14 protein-coding genes are annotated in these 16,830 nt (G+C 67.0%); 7 read left to right on the plus strand and 7 right to left on the minus strand.

Features of this window, described 5'->3' with window-relative positions:
* Nucleotides 1–24 precede the first annotated feature (24 nt).
* From AVKW3434_RS04345 to AVKW3434_RS04365, 5 genes are all read left to right on the plus strand, one after another.
* A complete protein-coding gene (locus AVKW3434_RS04345) occupies nucleotides 25–1,917 on the plus strand; it encodes a hypothetical protein (RefSeq protein ID WP_284404775.1) in 1,893 nt (630 codons plus the stop codon).
* 4 nt (nucleotides 1,918–1,921) lie between these two features.
* A complete protein-coding gene (locus AVKW3434_RS04350) occupies nucleotides 1,922–4,480 on the plus strand; it encodes a hypothetical protein (protein WP_284404777.1) in 2,559 nt (852 codons plus the stop codon).
* A 9-nt stretch (nucleotides 4,481–4,489) separates the two neighbouring features.
* Nucleotides 4,490–4,687 carry a hypothetical protein gene (locus tag AVKW3434_RS04355; RefSeq protein ID WP_284404779.1) on the plus strand — a complete coding sequence of 66 codons (198 nt, stop codon included), beginning with the start codon at nucleotides 4,490–4,492 and terminating at the stop codon, nucleotides 4,685–4,687.
* A gap of 189 nt (nucleotides 4,688–4,876) precedes the next feature.
* Nucleotides 4,877–5,473 (plus strand): hypothetical protein, encoded by a 597-nt coding sequence (locus AVKW3434_RS04360; protein WP_284404781.1) that lies wholly within the window; start codon nucleotides 4,877–4,879, stop codon nucleotides 5,471–5,473.
* 11 nt (nucleotides 5,474–5,484) lie between these two features.
* Entirely contained in the window at nucleotides 5,485–6,309 is an 825-nt protein-coding gene (locus AVKW3434_RS04365; protein ID WP_284404783.1) for a hypothetical protein, read from the plus strand.
* 51 nt (nucleotides 6,310–6,360) lie between these two features.
* On the opposite strand, the gene AVKW3434_RS04370 is transcribed toward AVKW3434_RS04365, so the two are convergent.
* From AVKW3434_RS04370 to AVKW3434_RS04390, 5 genes are all read right to left on the minus strand, one after another.
* Entirely contained in the window at nucleotides 6,361–7,584 is a 1,224-nt protein-coding gene (locus tag AVKW3434_RS04370; protein ID WP_284404785.1) for a M48 family metallopeptidase, read from the minus strand.
* A gap of 28 nt (nucleotides 7,585–7,612) precedes the next feature.
* Complete coding sequence (locus AVKW3434_RS04375; RefSeq protein ID WP_502869035.1) at nucleotides 7,613–8,845, minus strand: YjgN family protein; 1,233 nt, start codon at nucleotides 8,843–8,845, stop codon at nucleotides 7,613–7,615.
* Nucleotides 8,846–9,004: 159 nt separating this feature from the next.
* Nucleotides 9,005–9,826, minus strand: coding sequence for an RNA pseudouridine synthase (locus AVKW3434_RS04380; protein ID WP_284404790.1), 822 nt, complete (start codon nucleotides 9,824–9,826; stop codon nucleotides 9,005–9,007).
* Nucleotides 9,819–11,513 carry an MBL fold metallo-hydrolase gene (locus AVKW3434_RS04385; RefSeq protein WP_284404792.1) on the minus strand — a complete coding sequence of 565 codons (1,695 nt, stop codon included), beginning with the start codon at nucleotides 11,511–11,513 and terminating at the stop codon, nucleotides 9,819–9,821. The genes AVKW3434_RS04380 and AVKW3434_RS04385 overlap by 8 nt, the downstream gene beginning before the upstream one ends.
* A 104-nt stretch (nucleotides 11,514–11,617) precedes the next feature.
* Nucleotides 11,618–12,892 (minus strand): flavin-dependent oxidoreductase, encoded by a 1,275-nt coding sequence (locus tag AVKW3434_RS04390; protein WP_284404794.1) that lies wholly within the window; start codon nucleotides 12,890–12,892, stop codon nucleotides 11,618–11,620.
* A gap of 59 nt (nucleotides 12,893–12,951) precedes the next feature.
* Between AVKW3434_RS04390 and AVKW3434_RS04395 the strand changes: the two genes are divergently transcribed.
* Together AVKW3434_RS04395 and AVKW3434_RS04400 are read left to right on the plus strand one after the other, a co-directional pair.
* The gene (locus tag AVKW3434_RS04395) at nucleotides 12,952–13,518 is read left to right on the plus strand and encodes a MarR family winged helix-turn-helix transcriptional regulator (RefSeq protein ID WP_284404796.1); all 567 of its coding nucleotides are present in this window, start codon (nucleotides 12,952–12,954) and stop codon (nucleotides 13,516–13,518) included.
* A 97-nt stretch (nucleotides 13,519–13,615) separates the two neighbouring features.
* Nucleotides 13,616–14,599, plus strand: coding sequence for a Bug family tripartite tricarboxylate transporter substrate binding protein (locus tag AVKW3434_RS04400; RefSeq protein WP_284404798.1), 984 nt, complete (start codon nucleotides 13,616–13,618; stop codon nucleotides 14,597–14,599).
* A gap of 24 nt (nucleotides 14,600–14,623) precedes the next feature.
* Here the strand turns inward: AVKW3434_RS04400 and dkgB are convergent, their stop codons facing one another.
* Complete coding sequence (dkgB, locus tag AVKW3434_RS04405; protein WP_284404800.1) at nucleotides 14,624–15,454, minus strand: 2,5-didehydrogluconate reductase DkgB; 831 nt, start codon at nucleotides 15,452–15,454, stop codon at nucleotides 14,624–14,626.
* A gap of 62 nt (nucleotides 15,455–15,516) precedes the next feature.
* Nucleotides 15,517–16,719: an MFS transporter gene (locus AVKW3434_RS04410; protein WP_284404802.1), complete on the minus strand. Its 1,203-nt coding sequence runs from the start codon at nucleotides 16,717–16,719 to the stop codon at nucleotides 15,517–15,519.
* Between the last annotated feature and the right edge of the window lie 111 nt (nucleotides 16,720–16,830).

Consider the following 16,830-nt stretch of genomic DNA (forward strand, 5'->3'; position numbering starts at 1 on the left):
CAATATTTTCGAGAGGATGCCGCCATGGGCTTGCAGCTATTCCATTTCGTGTACGACACGCTGATGCAGAAGGCCAACGACAACGCGCCTGACAACAGCCTTTTCCTGCCGGTCGCGCTGTCCGGCATGACGGATGGGAGCGGCAACAAGTATCTGCCGCTGAAGGGCAATCAATGGAACCTGGACAACATCGGCGGCGCGCAGGACATCTCGGCCGACATGGCCACGTCCTGGTTCCAGGCCCTGTTTCCGCTGATCGGCCAGCTGAGCCTGCAGACCAACCCCACGCCCCCCGTCACGCAGCAGATGGTCGATGACGCCAAGGCCGCCGTGACCTACATCATGTCGCAGCACCTGAACGTGATTCCGTATCCCGGCGTGGGGCCGGATCTGGACGTGAGCAGCATCGAGATCCAGGGGCTGGCGAACATCCAGGTCAGTGGAGAGCCCCCGGCGGTCACCACCAGCAACGCCGGCTATACCGCTGAGATCACGCTGAACCTCAATGCCTACGCCTCCACGGGGCAGGACTGGAACCAGCCGCTGGCGCTGGCAGGCCCTGAAAAGGGAACGGACAGCACGACCAGCCCCCCCACTGCCTTCGACGGGCTGGGGTTCACGCTCAAGCAGTGCCTGTGCTTCGTCGACAAGCAGATGAACATCGTTGCCCCGCCGCCGACACTGGGGCTCACGCTCTCGTCCGACCATGCGAACGGCTTCGAGTGCCTGGCCACGGGCATCGCGCTGCTGACCCTGTCGAACGCGAAGGTGGTTTCGGGAACGACCGTCGCCGTGGACGGCACCGGCAACAGCGCGGCGCTGCAGATCGACCTGAACACCGTCCAGCTCGTCGCGGTGCAAGGCACCACGCCCACGTTCACGCTGCAGAACCTGCAGTACCAGAGCATCTCGCCGGTGCCCTTTCCCGCCTACATCAACACCAGCGTCTTCTATGCGCCGTGGAGCCAGTTCTTCAAGCAGGTGCTGTCCACCGGGGATGCGGCCCAACTGCTGAGCACCCAGGTCAACAACGCGCTGATGGACTCGGGCAACCGGACCCAGGTTGGGAAGCTGCTCAACCAGCAGCTGAAGAACGCCTTCGACGACATCTTCGGCAGTACCCAGGTGGCAGGCAGCACCGTGGACACGGATGCGAACGCGGTGGACAAATACCTGTTCGACCGGGCGCGCGGCGCGCTCAACGACCCGAGCAGCTACGTCTATCTGCCGACCCTGGTGCTGGGATCGACATCGCCGGTACTGGAGCCCTACACCGCCGTCAACCTGAGCATTCCCGGCCCCTTCAAGACGCCGATCATGGAGCAGAACATCGTGCTGTCGGACATCGTGCTCCAGAGCCTGGCGGTCCAGGGGCTGTCGAACGTGGTGGCGCCTCCGAACAATATCGTCTTCGGGGGCGATCCCACCAATCCGCAGGCCAGCGCCACGCTGCTCCTGGGCACCATGAATCCCGGACCGACGGTGACGATCAAGGGCACCCCCCGCACGGTGCCCTCGCCGCCGGCCACGGCCAGCACCCCCTTCACCCTGAACGTGCAGGTCAACCAGAACGCCCCCATCCCCCTGAGCGGCACCCTGAACCTCAGCCTCCAGAACAACAGCAACACGCTGGGCATCCAGACCGCGCTGAACGCGTCGGGCGACACGCCGGACGACCTGAAGCTGACCTACAGCAAGATCGTGCTGGTGGCGGGCGACCAGGATGTGGTGCTCACCGTCACGCTGCCGGACGACGAGAGTGCCTATGCGATGTTCATCAATGCCTTCCTCAGCCAGTCGCAGCTGATCGAGCAGGTGGTGTCGGCGCTGAACGACGCCATCGCCGACAACCTCCAGCAGATCAGCGATGCGGCGACCCAGTTCGCCCGCTCTGCCTTCAAGAACCTGGGGCAATGACGCCATGAGCAACGACATCTACACCACCCTCCAGGGCGTGCTGAAGACCGACGCGGCCAGCAAGGTCCTGCAACTGGCCCAAAGCCAGTTTCCCGGCCCGATCCAGACGGCGCTCGGCTACTACCTGAACGGCATCACGCTGCAGCTCGGCCCGTCCGCCACCCTGGCGGTCGATCCCTCCAGCAAGCAATTGCAGCTGCAGGCCCAGCTCGACGGCGCCGACCTCGACCTGCAGGCGACCTCGAGCGGCGCCACGCTGACGCTCACCAGCCAGCAGTACACCGATGCGCAGGTGGTGCTGACGTTCAGCCGGGGCGACAGCGGCGTGGAGATGGCGCTGGACGCCACCATGGGCGCGAGCCTGCAATGGCCGCTGCAGAACCTGTGGCCTGCGGAACTCGGCTGGGCTCCAGCCAACCAGATCGCTTTCTCCCGGGGGCAACTGAAGCTGAGCTACGCATCGGGCCCGTCCATCCAGTTCAACGGGCAGGGTGGCCTGCTGTATTCCGGGCAGCCTTTCCTGAACGCGGCGCTCAGCGTGCAGCGCACCGACCAGGGCGCGGGCGTCATGTTCGGCGCGGTGGTCCAGCAGTGGTCGCCGGGGTCGCTGTGGACGCCCCTGTCGGCACTGACCTTTAACGACAGCGGGGTGGTGGTGTCCACCATCGCGGGCCAGTCCGGCAGCCTGGCCTCGCTCGGCCTGCTGAGCGCGGACGATGTCCCCGCGATCACGGCCGATTTCGACATCGCCCCCGGCTTCGTGCTGTTTTCGTCGCTGCAACTCACCGACTCCCTGAAGGCGGTCGCCAACTTCATGGGCGACGTGTCGCAGCTGGCCTTGTTCGCTACCTATGCCAAGGACGGCGGCGACAAGACGCTCAAGGCGGTGCTGAAGAACACGTTCAGTGCCCAGGGCAACGGGGTGTTCGAGTTCGACGGCTTCAAGCTCGAATGGGAAGACCCGGGCCAGGGCAGCAGCAGCGCGAGCGCCAGTGCGTCCGGTGTCTTCCGGCCCGATGCCAGCACCGAGATCGCGCTGGGCCTGACGGGCAGCATCGTTCCGTCGCAGGGAGATCTGAGCATCACCCTCAAATTGCAGAACTGGAATCAGCCCTTCGGCCTGCAGACCGTGGACATCGTCGAGCTGCAGGGCACGGTGACGGTGGGTGCCGAGGCCGCCGGCGTGACGCTGAGCGCGGGCGGTGACCTCAAGCTGCAGAACCCCAAAGCGCCGCAGTACGAGTTCGACGTGGGTTTCGAAGTGGAGGTGGTGGATTTCGAGGTGCCCAACGGCATCGCGGTCTGGACGCAGGCCGACCAGCAGCCGATGCAGCTGTCCAATGTGTTCAACGCCGCCTTCGCGCTCGACTTCTCCCCGCAGACGCTGGACAACGACCACCAGCCCGAGATCGCCGACGTGGTGCGCTTTCTCGACGAGATCATCAGCATCAAGCAGTTCACCTTCTGGTTCGTGGAAGGCGCTCAGTTGCAGAAGATCGGCGACCGCGGTCCGTTCCCGGCCGGCTTCGGGCTGCAGGCCGAGTTCAGTCTGCTGGACCAGGACGATGTGCAGGTGACCGCCACGCTGGCCGAATCGGCCGATGCCAAGGCCGGCTTTTCCGGCTACATCCTGGTGCAAAAGGCGATTGCCTGGGGCAGTGTCTTCGCGCTGTCCGGCTGGGACCCCACCACCAGCAAGCCGAATGGCCAGGGCCCGATGCTGGCGATCGCCGCCACGCCGGATGGCATCGTGGTGCCGCAGATCAACGGCGGCAATCCGGTGCGCTTCTATTCGTCGCTGTACCTGAAGTTCCTGGACGTGGTGGAAGACCACCTCTATGCGCTCGCCACCACCGACAACCAGTTCCAGCTGGACTATGCGGTGCAGAACGGCCAGCCGACGGGGGGCTGCGGCGCGTGGGCCGGCGACCGCATCACGTTCATGCTCAATCCGCAGGCCAAGCAGCTCAGCGCTTCGTTCGGCTTCAACTTCGGCTGGCACGACATCGAGTGGGACGGCATCACCCTCTGGGGCGTGACGCTGGTGCCGAAAATCCAGCTGCCCGATTTCAGCGTGGCGGCCGGCCTGGGCTTCTCGGCCTCAATGCAGGCGCTGGTGGTGACCGGGTATTTCGACTTCAGCCTGTTCGGGCTCGACCTGCACCTGGGCGACGAGGCCAGCCCCTACACCCTGCTGAACGTGAACGTGGCCGGCGTCATCGCTCAGCTCAAGGACGTGGCGGGCCACCTGCTCACCGCGTTGAAGCAGGAGGCCTCGGCCCTGATCCAGGCGGTGCTGTCCGGCCTGAGCAGCTTCGTGGCCTGGGTCAAGGACCAGTGGCGCAACTTCGTCAACGGCCTGCAGCTGGTCGGCCAGATCCTGCAGGACCAGTTCAAGCAACTGGGCAAAGACCTTGCCTCGGTGCTGCAAAGCCTCGGCGCCCTGGCGGCCGAAGTGCAGCAGGCCATGGTCGCGCTGGGTTATGAACTGGAGAAGGTGGCGGACTGGCTGGGCGACCTGTTCGGTTGCCCGATCAGCCACGGGTCCAATGCGCTGCCTTGATGGCGGTTGATGTACTTCGGCTGTGGCGCTGAAGGGTTTTTGGTATCAGCGTCCGAACATTGGAAAGCCTGCCGCTCGCTGCCGGGCGGGCAGCGGATTGCTTTTTCGCTTCAATTACAGCGAACTGGTTTCGGCATATCTGGCACGCTTTTGCAAGCAGTGTTGATGAAAAAACCACAATTCAAGGCTGAAAACTTTGCCGAGTAATAAGATTCTCTTTCTTTGCACGTATTTTCATGGGAATAAAAGCATGCAGTGATTTGATTTTTACATTTTAAAACGTTAATAACATATTGTTTGGTCGATGGCTCTCCTTTGTCGAATAATTGCGCTGCGACTTCTGACGGGATTCGCCTTTTGGGAGGGTCGCATAATTCTCTGGGAGATGGCTAAAGGATGAAAAGGAAAATAATAAAATCATTTGCGGCTGCATTGTTGTTATCCGTATTTTCAAATTGCCATGCGGACGACTTTGCTGTTCTGCCTGTTGTTACAGTCACGGATGAATATAACGTTGATTACAATGGTTGGGGTGGTTATAATCCTTGGTATTTTCCTACGGCTTACCTCAATGCCGCAGCGTTGGATTATTTGGGGAGCTATGCTGGCACGCATGCGGAAGCTGCAATTTTGGCAGAGCTTTCTTTCTTGGATAAGAGTATCAGTGTTTGCATTGCGGTGGTTAGTGCAAATGCAAAGAGTACAACATCCGCATCGGATGTAACTTCAAGATGGCTGGCTGCGCAAGAGGTCTTTAATTATCAGAATACGACCGGCCTTCTTGCCAAGCGTGAAGAGATGATAAAGAATTTGATTTTTATCATCGATGGGAAAAGATATAAGGGATTTCATGTGCTTTACGCCGATGGTGTGAGAGAGACATGGGCGGTAAATCCTGGTTATTCTTGGTCATCTGTTAAGCTTTTGGATCAACCACTACCCAATTCTCAAGAGCCTGACAACGGTTTTCGACCCAAATGCAATATCGGATAACGGAGTTTTAAATGAAAAAAATTCTTGCTGGTGCAGCTTTCCTCTGCTCTTTGACGGGGGTTGGGTATGCGCAACCAATTTCTGCCTCTTTTTTGGATCAGTATAATAACTCCTTTGATTATAGTGATTTAATTTCTCGCGCCGTTGATAATCCGGAGGTCGGTGGGTATTTTTATGCTCACAAAGTGTTGTCAGAATGCAAAATGGCCTCCTCGCTTTTTGATTTTTGGAAAGAGAAATCAAAAAAGTCTGCAAATGCGGCCAGAGACTCGGCACTGAATCTTATAAGCGCTAGATGTGTAAATATTCCTGCTGAAAGATTGAGTGATGATTATTTGTCAAAGCTGTATGTCGAAGGCACAAGTGGGAGGGATCCGCTGTTCGTGGCCTCGAAAAGTTACTCGAATTCCATGCCAGCTTTAAAGAGCGGCAATGTGAGTCAAGCAAGGCGATCAGAGGCTATCTCCGCTGCTTTGCAAGTCAAGGATCCATTGGTTGTTCAGGATCTGGGTCTGCGTTTGGTTGTAAATAAAGACCCCGATTCAGGGCGGACCACATTTCGAGCACATGGACAGGATATTCCTTTGAATTCCAAGGTCGATGTTGGATTGGCGACATTCTTGGTGCCATGCGAGATGGGATTGAACTGTGATGCGAAAGATTTTGCAGTTACCTTGCCATGTGCAAGCCAAGGTATTTGCGATATAAATCGTCATGAGGCCGTCAAGAGAATGGCCGTTGAATCTGGGAAAGACTATGAAGGCATTACAAAACTTGCCAAGTTGATCGCAGATTCGTTGAAAGATCAGAGCAAATCGGCCCCTGCCCTAGATTAATTATTCAGGGTAGTAAGTGTGAATTGCTGGGGGTGGCGCCATTCCAACGGCTCAGCGGGCGCAGTGCGGTGCCCGGCCTTCGCGCAGTTCGGTCGCGCGCTGCACGGTGCCCGGGTGGCTGCTCAGCAGCGACAGCAGGCCCTCGCCGCCGGGCTCGACGCCCGGTGAGCGTTGTTTGGGCGGATCGCTCTGGCCCTTGCTTTCCTGGGCCTTGCTCGCGGGGGCGCCGGGGTGCTTCTTTTCCTCGTCGTGCGCAATGGCCAGGAGCAAGTCGGCCATGGGCGCCGTGGGCAGGCGGGCCTGGCCCATGAGCGCGATGGCGTAGCAATCGGCCTCGCGCTCGTGGTCGCGGCTGTAGGCCAGGCCGGTGAGCAGTGCGCCGCCGGTGGACAGCAGGCCCGACACATCCCCCAGCGCCAGTCCCAGGCCGATGTTGAGCACGCCTTGCTCGACCACGGTGCGCGTGGTGTGGCGGTGCACGACATGGCCGATTTCGTGCGCGAGCACGCCGACCAGCGCGTCGTCGCTCAGGCCGTTCTTCGCAGCCGCCTGGGCCAGCCCGTCGGTCATCACCACACGCCCGCCGGGCAAGGCGAAGGCGTTGGCGCCCATGCCCTGGCGGAACTCCAGCTGCAGGCGCGGCGTGTAGCCGCCGTAGCGCGGCGGCAGGGTGCGCGCCTGCGCCGCCAGCGCATCGAAGCGCTCGCGCAACTGGGTCTGGCGCGCTGCGGGCAGGGTGCTGGCCTTGAGCGTGCCGTTGTCCATTTGCTGCATGGCGCGGTCCGCCAATGCGGCCTCCCAGGCGATCGGCACGTGGCGCGTGAGCTGCGTGGCGGCCCAGGGCGTGCCGTAGCGGTAGAACAGCACCAGCGCGAGCACCGAGGCCAGCACGGTGGCGGCCAGCACGGTCCATCGGGTCTGCATGCGCTGCGCGATGCCGGGGCGGTGGCCGGCCGCGTGCATGGCGGCCTGCCAGGCACTGACCGCTTCGATCTCCAGGCTGCCGTGGTCGCGCAGGTCCACCACGATGCGCGGTGGGGGGCGGTTCGCGCTCCAGGCCTCGGGCCAATCGACCTCGCGAAAGCCGAACACGCGGGGCGGGGCGCCGGGGGCGAGGGGGTGCAGCGTGAGCGTGGGCCCGCGCGCGCCGGCCGACAGGCCCACGAGCGCTGGCTGGCCTTTGCTGCTCAGCCCGTCGTACCAGCGCGCGGGCACCAGGGCTGGCGCCCCTGGTTCGGGGGACGGAGCGGCCGGGGGCGCGGAAGGGTCGGCCATGCGGTCGCGGTGCGGCAACGGCGAAGCGTCAGCCGATCAGGTCGAGGCCAGCCGCGTCGGCCAGCGCATCGCCCACGCCGCCCTGCTGCTGGCGCACGAGCTGCCCGGCCACCTGGTCCACGCCGCCCTTGATGTGCAGGGTGACCGATTCGAGCTTCATGCGGTATTCGCTCACGCGGGCGAACGGGCGGTAGAACCCGAGCGTGACGACGGTGAGCAGGATGTTCTTGAGCCGCAGCCCCACGTAGCGGCCCGCGCGCAGGTCGCACTTGAAGCGGGCCATGTGGCTCACGCCGATGTTGTTCCACATGAGCTGGAACATGCGCGCTTCGCGGAAGGCGCGCGCGGGGGCCGATGCGAGCAGGAACACCACGAAGAACAGGATGAAGCCCAGCACGATGAACACGAACAGCCACAGCCCCATGCGCTGCGTGGAGTTGGCCAGCAGCGCCCACGAGCCCTTCAGCGCCGCGGCGATGACGGCGCCCAGCATGGCCGACGACAGGAGGAACACCAGCACGGTGGCGACCCAGACCTTGACGAAATCCACGTACTCCGGCTTCCAGCGGCCGGGCTCGGCGCCGATCTGCGAGCGCAGCACGAGCAGGCTGCGGTAGTTGTATTCGAGGCGGATGAAGCACAGCACGATGAGCACCAGGCCCACGGCCAGCAGGCCCCACATGGGTCCCGTCACCCGTGGCAGCTTGCGCCCACCGGCCGGCAACTGCGCCTCGGGCGCCAGGGCCTGCAGGCCGAAGAACACCGCCATGCCCACGAGGGCGATGGCGAACACCGGCCAACTGGCCTGGTAGACCTCGCGCCAGTTGGCGTTGAACTGCAGGCGCAGCCCCTTCCAGCGCGTGTTGGCGAGGCGAAAGCGCATGGCGCTGCCCCAGATCAGCGGGGCGAGGAGGGCGCCGCCGATCAGGAACAGGCCCACGGTGGCGTCCTGCCCCGTGCGCACGGCGATCTGGTAGGCGACGGTGAGGCCCAGCAGCACGACGAATCCGAAGACCATGCGGCGCTGCTGCGCGGTGAATTCGAGGGGGCTGCCGGCCACCAGGGTGTGGCCGTAGAAGTACTGCGCGGTGCGCCGGCGGGCCCAGGGCGTGTACAGGCCGAGCGTGAGGATGCCCAGCAGCACGTTCACGATCCACACCCGGAAGTATTCGCCGCCGCTGCCGGTGAAGACCAAGGCATGCGGTTCGATGCCGTGCGATGTGAAGGTGGAAGACACCCTGTCTGCGGGTGGTGGGGTCATGTCCATGGGCTGCTCTCCTCGGTGCCGCGGAGTGTAGCGCAGCCCCTGGGGCATCGGTGGCCTGTCCATCGGCCTGTAGCGCAATACCAACTTGCGGTGGCAGCTACTGATTTTGTAGCGTTTGCGGTGGTGCTGCGCGCGGCGGGGCGCCCACCGGCATCAGAACTTTTCCCACGGCTGCAGGTAGCGCCACTGGCCCTCGGGCACCTTGGCCAGCGGCACGCGGCCGAGGCGGATGCGCTTGATGGCCACGACCGACAGGCCCACGGCTTCGCACATGGCCGGGATCTGCCCGGGGCGGATGCCCTTGAGCGCAAAGCGCAGGCGCGTCTCGTTCTGCCAGCTCACCTTGATGGGCGGCAGCGGGCGGCCGTTGAAGCTCAGGCCGTGGCAGAGCTTTTTCAGGCCGCTGTCGGACAGCGTGCCCTGCACCTCGACGATGCATTCCTGCTCCAGCGATTCGATGTCTTCGGCCAGCTTGCGGGCGATGCGCGCATCCTGCGTGTAGACGACCAGGCCGCTCGCGGGCGTGGGCAGCGGGGTGAAGCATTCGAGCGCCCGGAAGTGCCGCTGCAGCACCCGCGTGCCGCTGGCGTCGTCGGCCGCATGCGAGGCCGCGCCGAGCAGGGTGAGCGCCGAGGGCTCGCCCTGGCTGCGGCTGCCGTGGCTTCCATGGCGGCCTGGGCCTGCCGGCGCCGCGCCGACCGGGCCCTGCGGTGTGCCCGGGCTGCCCAGTCCCGCTTCGTAGCCCACGGGCTTGTGCAGCAGCAGGGTCACCGGGGTCAGCTCCATCAGGTTGGCGTCCTGGTCCATGGCCACCGCCTGGTGCGGCGAGACGCGGGCGCCGGGCGCCTCGACCACGCGGCCGTCCACGCGGACCCAGCCGCCCTCGATGTATTGCTCGGCCGTGCTGCGCGAGCAGCCCAGTTGTTCGGCCACGCGCTTGGCGAGGCGGATGTGTTCGCGGGTGGGATCAGACATGGCCGGGCTCCAGGGAAAGGTTCAGTGCGCGGATGCGCTCGACATGGGCCAGCAGCGAGCGCCGGGCCACCGGCCACATGCGCTCGGGCACATCGCAGTAGGCGTGGCGCACCCAGTCGTCCGGGCTGCCATCGGGAAAGGCCCGCATCGCGGCCAGCACCTTGGCCTCGCGCGCCAGGCGGTGGGCCTTGAGGCCGGCGATGGCGCCGCGCGCATCGCCCAGCACGTAGCCGTGCGCGGGCAGGATGAACTGCACGCCGTGCCGCTCGCACACCGCATCGAGCCGGTCGAGCGAGTCGAGGTAGTCGGCCATGTTGCCGTCCGGCGGGTCCACCACCGTGGTGCTGCCGTTCAGGATGTGGTCGCCGCTGAAAAGCAGGCCGTCTTCGACCAGCAGCAGGCACAGGTGGTTGGCCGCGTGGCCGGGGGTGTGCACCACCTCCAGCGTGTGCGTGACTTCGCCCTCGGGCGACGGGCCGGCCAGCACGAGCCGCTCGCCCTGCGCCAGTGCGCGCTCGGGCACGAAGTGGCTGGCCGCGCGCGCGGTGGGCGCCGACGGCAGGCCCAGGATGGGCGGCGCCGCGCGGCCATGGGCGGCCACCCGGGCCTGCAGCGGCAGCGCGCCGGGGGAATGGTCGGGGTGCGAATGCGTGCACACGATCATGCGGATGTCGCCGCCGGCCGCGCGCCACAGGCGCTCCAGGTGCTCGGCATCCTGCGGGCCGGGGTCGATGGCGATGAACCCCGTGGCCGGGTCGCCCACCAGGTAGCTGTTGGTGCCGGGACCGGTCATCACGCCGGGGTTGGGCGCGGTCAGGCGCTGCACGTTACGCAGCAGCGGCACCGGGCGGTCGCTCTGCCAGTCGAGCGGGTGCACGATCTGGCCGTCGGGGCACACCAGCGCCAGTTCGCCGAAGGGCGGCTCGTGCTCCATGTGGCGCGATTCCCGGCCCGCCAGCAGCCCGGCGCGCGGGCAACTGGTCCACAGCGGCGCCTCGTGCGCCACGGCGGCCAGCACGGCGTCCACGCCGTCGAACCGCGCCAGCCGCTCCAGCGTGCGGATGGTGGGGTAGATCATGAAGAAGCGCCCTGCGGCATGGCGCTCCAGCGCGTCGGCCGGGCGCACCCACACAGGCTCGAACTGCTCGGCCTCGTCGGCCACGGGTTCCTGGCCCTCGGGCATGCGCGCCACGAGAAAGGGCACGTCGAAGCGGCGCGGAAGGTCGCGGTCGGCCGTCCAGTGGGCGAGCAGGAACACGGCATCGGCCGCCAGCCGCAGCCCGCGCGCCTGGCACTGCGCCACGAACGGCGCGTGCCGGTCGAGCGCGGCGATGTCAGCGGCACCGGCGAAGCGGCCATCGGCACGGCGCGCCAGCAGCACGCCCAGTTCCTCGAAGCTCTCGCGGATGGCGGCGATGGCCTGGGTCACGCGCAGGTCGTTCTGCGTGGCGCGCCGGTCCGCGGCAGCGTGCGAGGCGGGCGCGGCGTCCAGCGCGTCGATGCCGCCGCCCGGGAACACATAGGCGTCGGGCGCGAAGCTGGCGTTCGGCGAGCGGCGCGTCATCAGCACTTCGAGCCCGGTGCCGCCGCCGGCTGCCGGCGCGTCGCGCAGCAGCAGCACGGTGGCCGCGGCGCGCGTGGCCACCGGTTCGCGGTGGGGATGGAGTTGTTGGGAGGTGCGGGGCATCGGGCGATTATCGGCAGTGGGCGCCGGGGCGCCGCCCGCCCGCGCCCCGTTGGTAAGCAAGGCAGTTGGTTGCTATAAAAATAATAGCATTATGCCCTAGAAAATCATGCGCTGGAGGCCGATTTTGCTTCGACCTGCCGGTGGCCGGCCGCGGCCTTGTATTCCTGCACCCAGCGCGCCAGCACGGCCGGGTCCATCACGTCCTCGATGCGCGCGAAGCCCTCGGGGGCGCGTTCTTCCACCATGTCGAGGATTGCGTCCAGGCCCTCCTGCCGGTTCAGGGCCACGATGTGGGCGGTGGCGGGACGGCGGGCGGCCTCGTAGTGTTCCAGCGCGGCGACGGGTTCGGGCTGCGCGTGCAGCGCATCGGCCAGCGCGCGGGCGTCCAGGATGGCTTGCGTGGCGCCGTTGGAGCCGATGGGGTACATGGGGTGCGCGGCATCGCCCAGCAAGGTGACGCGGCCGTGGCGCCAGCGGGGCAGGGGGTCGCGGTCCACCATGGGCCACTCCAGGATCTGCGTGGCCGCACGGATCACGCCGGGCACGTCCAGCCAGTCGAAGCGCCACGCGCCGAAGGTGGGCAGCAGGTCGTCCACCGCGCCGGGCCGGCTCCAGTCGGCGCGGTCGGGCGCCCGGAGCCCGCCGCCGAAGCCGTCCTCGCGCAGGCGGCGGTCGGCCACCCAGTTGATGAGCTGCGTGCCGTCCGCCGCGGGCGGTGCGATCGGGTAGACCACGAACTTCGCCCGGCGGTGGCCGGCCTGCACCATGGTGCGCCCGTCCAGGAAAGGCCGCGCGACCGTGGTGCCGCGCCACATCATCATGCCGTTCCAGCAGGGCGCGCCTTCATCGGGATAAAACTGGCGCCGCAGCGCCGAATGGATGCCGTCCGCGCCGACCAGCAGGTCGCAGGGCAGCGCCTCGGTGCGGCCATCGGCATGGGCGATGTGGGCGGTGGCGCCGGCGTCGTCCTGCGTGCTGCCGGTGACGCGGGCGCCGCTGCGCATCGCCGCCGCGCCGAGGCGCCGCGCCGCCTCGTCCCACAGGAACATCTGCAGCTGCCCGCGGTGCACGCTCAGCTGCGGATGGCTGTAGCCCGCGGCCACGCCGCGCCGGTCTTCGTAGATCGGCTGGCCGTGGCGGTTGGCGAAGACCAGCGCCGCGGTCTCCACCCCCATCGTGCGCAGCGCGGGCAGCAGCCCCAGGCCATCGAGCACCGCCACGGCGTGCGGCAGCAGGTTGATGCCGACGCCGAGCGGCTTCAGGTGCGCGGAGGCCTCGCACACGGTGATGCGGTGGCCTTGCGCCGCCAGGGCCAGCGCGGCCGTGAGGCCGCCGATGCCGCCGCCGGCGACGACGATGTGAAGCGGTGCAGAGGGCATGGTGTGTCTCCGGGTTGTCCTGCTTGACGCCGTGCGATGGCGCCGCCTATTGTTGCGCCATGCAACAAAAATCGGCACGCGCGAAAACCCTGCCCTCCCATGCGCCGGCCAAGCCTGCGGCGCCGGCGCGCCCCCCGGATGCGCCCGAGGGCGAGCTGCGCCCCCTGCCGGGCCTGGACTACGGCGTGCTCGACCAGCTCATGGGCTATGCGCTGCGGCGCGCGCAGAACGCGCTGTACCTGCACTTTCAGCGGGCCGTCGCCGCGCAGGCCGACGTGAGCCCGCAGCGCTTCGCCGCGCTCGTGCTGGTGGCGGGCAACCCGGGCCTGCGCCAGGGCGTGCTGGCCGATGCGATGGGGCTGCACCGCAGCGGCGGCATGCGCCTGGTGGACTGGCTGCACGCCCAGGGCTGGGTGCGGCGCGCTCCCGATCCGCTGGATGGCCGCGGCTGGACCCTGCATCCCACGCCCGCGGGCCGTGCCGCGCTGCAGCGGCTGAGCGAGGCGGTGCTGGCGCACGATGCGGCGCTGGTGCAGGCCGTGGGCGAGGGCGGCGGGCAACTGCATCCGCTGCTGGAGCGCTTGGCAACGGCGGCGGCAGCGGCGTCGTCCGCGCCCCTCCCTTGATCCCCGCCCCCCTGATGGCCCCGTGGTTCCGGCCGGCACGGTCGTCTGGCATGCTTTCCGGCCTTGCCCCAACAGAACCTGCACAAGGAGACAACGCATGACGAAGATGAACCGACGCCAGGCCGGCCTGGCGCTGGCAGGGCTGGCCGCCGCTGGCCTTGGAGCGCCCGCACGGGCGCAACAGGGCGTGCCCCGCATCCTGGTGGGGTTTCCCGCCGGGGGATCGATCGACGTGGTGGCCCGCCGCCTGGCCGAGCAGTGGCGTGGCCGCACCGGCACCACCACGGTGGTCGAGCAGAAGGTGGGCGCGGGCGGGCGCATTGCCCTGGCCACGCTCAAGGACGCGCCGCCCGATGGGCTCACCCTGGTGCTCAGCCCCTCGTCCATGCTGACCATCTACCCGCACGTGTACAAGCGCCTGCAGTACCGGCCGGCCACGGACTTCATCGCCGTGACGCCGGTAGCCCTGTCCACCTGCGGCTTCATGGTCGGGCCGAAGGTGCCCGAGTCGGTCAAGACCCTGCGCCAGTTCGCCGACTGGACGAAGGCGCGGACCGAGCCCGAGGGCTACGCCTCGCCCGCGGCCGGCGCCATGCCGCACTTTCTGGGCAACCAGTTCGCCCGCGCGGCCGGCATCCAGCTCACACACGTGCCCTACCGCGGCGCAGCCCCGGGCCTGCAGGACCTGATGGGCGGGCAGGTCGCCTCCGGCTGCTTCAGCGTGGGCGACTGCCTGCCGCACCTGCCCACCGGCCGGGTGCGCGTGCTGGGCGTGACCGACACGCGGCGCTCGCGCTTCCTGCCCGATGTCGCCACGTTCGAGGAGCAAGGCTTTGCCGGCATCCACGGCGTGGAAAGCTACGGGCTGTACCTGCCCGCCAAGACGCCCGCCGCGCAGGTCGACCGGCTGCTGGCGCTGGCGCAGCAGGCGATCCGCGATCCGGCCGTGGTGGAGTCGCTGGCCAAGCTGGGCTTCGAGCCCGTCAGCAGCACCCCCGAAGAGTTCGCGCGGCAACTGGCGCAGGAGCGCGAGCGCTGGGCACCCGTGGTGGCGGCGTCGGGCTTTTCCTCCGAGGAATAGCCGCCGCGCACGGGGCGGGCCGGGTCAGTCCCAGGCCGGTGCCAGGCCTTGCGGATCGACCAGCCGGCCGCCGCGCTCCAGCGCGGCGATGCGCTGCATCTGCCCGTCCGTCAGGCGCAGCTGCGGTGCTTTCAGATTGCTTTGCAGGTGGGCATGCTGCGTGGACGAGGGAATCACCGCATGGCCCCGTTGCATGGCCCAGGCCAGGGCCACCTGCGCCGGCGTGGCCGCCAGCTCCGCGGCGATGGCCTGGATCACCGGGTCCTGCAGCACCTGGCCGTAGGCCAGCGTCATGTACGACGTGGTGTGGATGCCCTGGCTGCGCGCGAAGTCCACCACCGCACGGTTCTGCAGGTAGGGGTGCAGCTCGATCTGGTGCGTGGCGATGCGGTCCGCGCCCACGGTGGCGATGGCTTCGCGCAGCAGGGCGGTGTTGAAGTTCGATACGCCGAAGGCCCGCGTCAGTCCCTGCGCTTGGGCGTCGGCCAGTGCGCCCAGCGACTCTCCCACCGGCACCGCGCCGCCGGGCGACGGCCAGTGGATCAGCGCGAGGTCCACCCGGTCGGTGCGCAGTTTGGCGAGGCTTTCCTGCAGGCTGGGAACGAGCCGGTCGGCCGCAAGGTGCTCGGTCCAGACCTTGGTGGTGATGAACAGTTCGTCGCGCGGCACGCCGCTCTCGGCGATGGCCTGGCCGACCTCGGCCTCGGCCTCGTTGCCGTAGATCTGCGCGGTGTCGATGTGGCGGTAGCCCAGCGCCAGCGCGGTTTTCACCGAGTCGATGACGACCTGGTCCTTCAGGCGGAAGGTGCCCAGGCCGAAGGCGGGCACGGTGGGGGAGGCAACGGGTGTGGTCATGAAAATCTCCGGTGGCAATGAAGGGGTGAACGGAAAAAGGTTGGCCATGGAAAGCGGCCGGATCAATGGGCCGCGGCAGCCGGGCTGCCCGTGCGCACCGCGAAGCCGCTGCGGCGGTCCAGTACTCCGCTGTAGTGCGTGAGGGCCAGCGACACCAGCACCACCAGGGCGCCGATCCACGGCGTGTGCATGAGGCCCAGGTGCGTCACGATCAGGCCACCGGCCCAGGCCGCGCCGGCGATGCCCAGGTTGAACGCGGCGATGTTGAGGCCCGAGGCCACGTCCACCGCCTGCGGCGTGAAGCGCTCGGCCTGCTGCACCACATACACCTGCAGCCCCGGCACGTTGCCGAACGCCACCGCGCCCCACAGCAGCACGGTGCCCAGCGCCAGCCAGGGGTGGGGCGCCGTGAACTGCAGCAGCAGCAACACGGCGGCCAGCAGCGCGAACACGATGCGCAGCGCGGCAATCGGCCCCTTGCGGTCGGCCAGTCGGCCGCCCCAGAGGTTGCCTGCAGCCACCGACACGCCATAGACCAGCATCACCCAGCCCACCGCCCCGGCGCTGAACCCCGACACCTCGGTGAGGATCGGCGCGAGGAACGTGAACGGAATGAACGAGCCGCCGTAGCCGATGGCCGTCTTGGCATACACCAGCAGCAGCCGCGGCTCGGCCAGCACGCGCGCCTGCTGCGCCAGAGAGGCGGGCGGGGTGTGGGCGATGTCGCGCGGCACGAACAGCGCGCTGCCGATGAAGGCCACCACGCCTAGCGCCGACACGGCCAGGAAGGTCTCGCGCCAGCCGAAGTGCTGGCCGATGAACGTGCCCAGCGGCACGCCGGTCACCAGCGCCACCGTGAGGCCCGTGAACATCACCGCGATGGCGCTCGCGGCTTTCTCGCGCGGTACGAGGCCCGTGGCGATGGTGGAACCGATCGAGAAGAACACCCCGTGCGCCAGTCCGGTGAGAATGCGCGCCGCCACCAGCGGGCCATAGCCTGGCGCCTGCCACGCCAGCAGGTTGCCGGCCGTGAACAAGGCCATCAGCGACAGCAGCAGCGCCTTGCGCGGCACCTTGCCGGTGAGGGCGGTGAGCACCGGTGCGCCGACGGCCACGCCCAGCGCGTACAGGCTCACCAGCAGGCCGGCCGAGGGCAGGCCGATGGAAAGATCCGCCGCCACGGTGGGCAGCAGGCCGACGATCACGAACTCGGTCGTGCCGATGGCGAAAGCGCTGAGCGTCAGCGCGAACAAGGCAATGGGCATGGAAGCACTCCTGAAGATGCGCCGAGTCTGCGGGTTTATCCTTTGCAGAAAAACCCGGTTTCGCTCCATAGATAATTGCCCTGGAATCAACAATGAAAGGGCTGGACCGCG

This window comes from Acidovorax sp. SUPP3434 (assembly GCF_030159015.1).
GTDB lineage: Bacteria > Pseudomonadota > Gammaproteobacteria > Burkholderiales > Burkholderiaceae_C > Paracidovorax.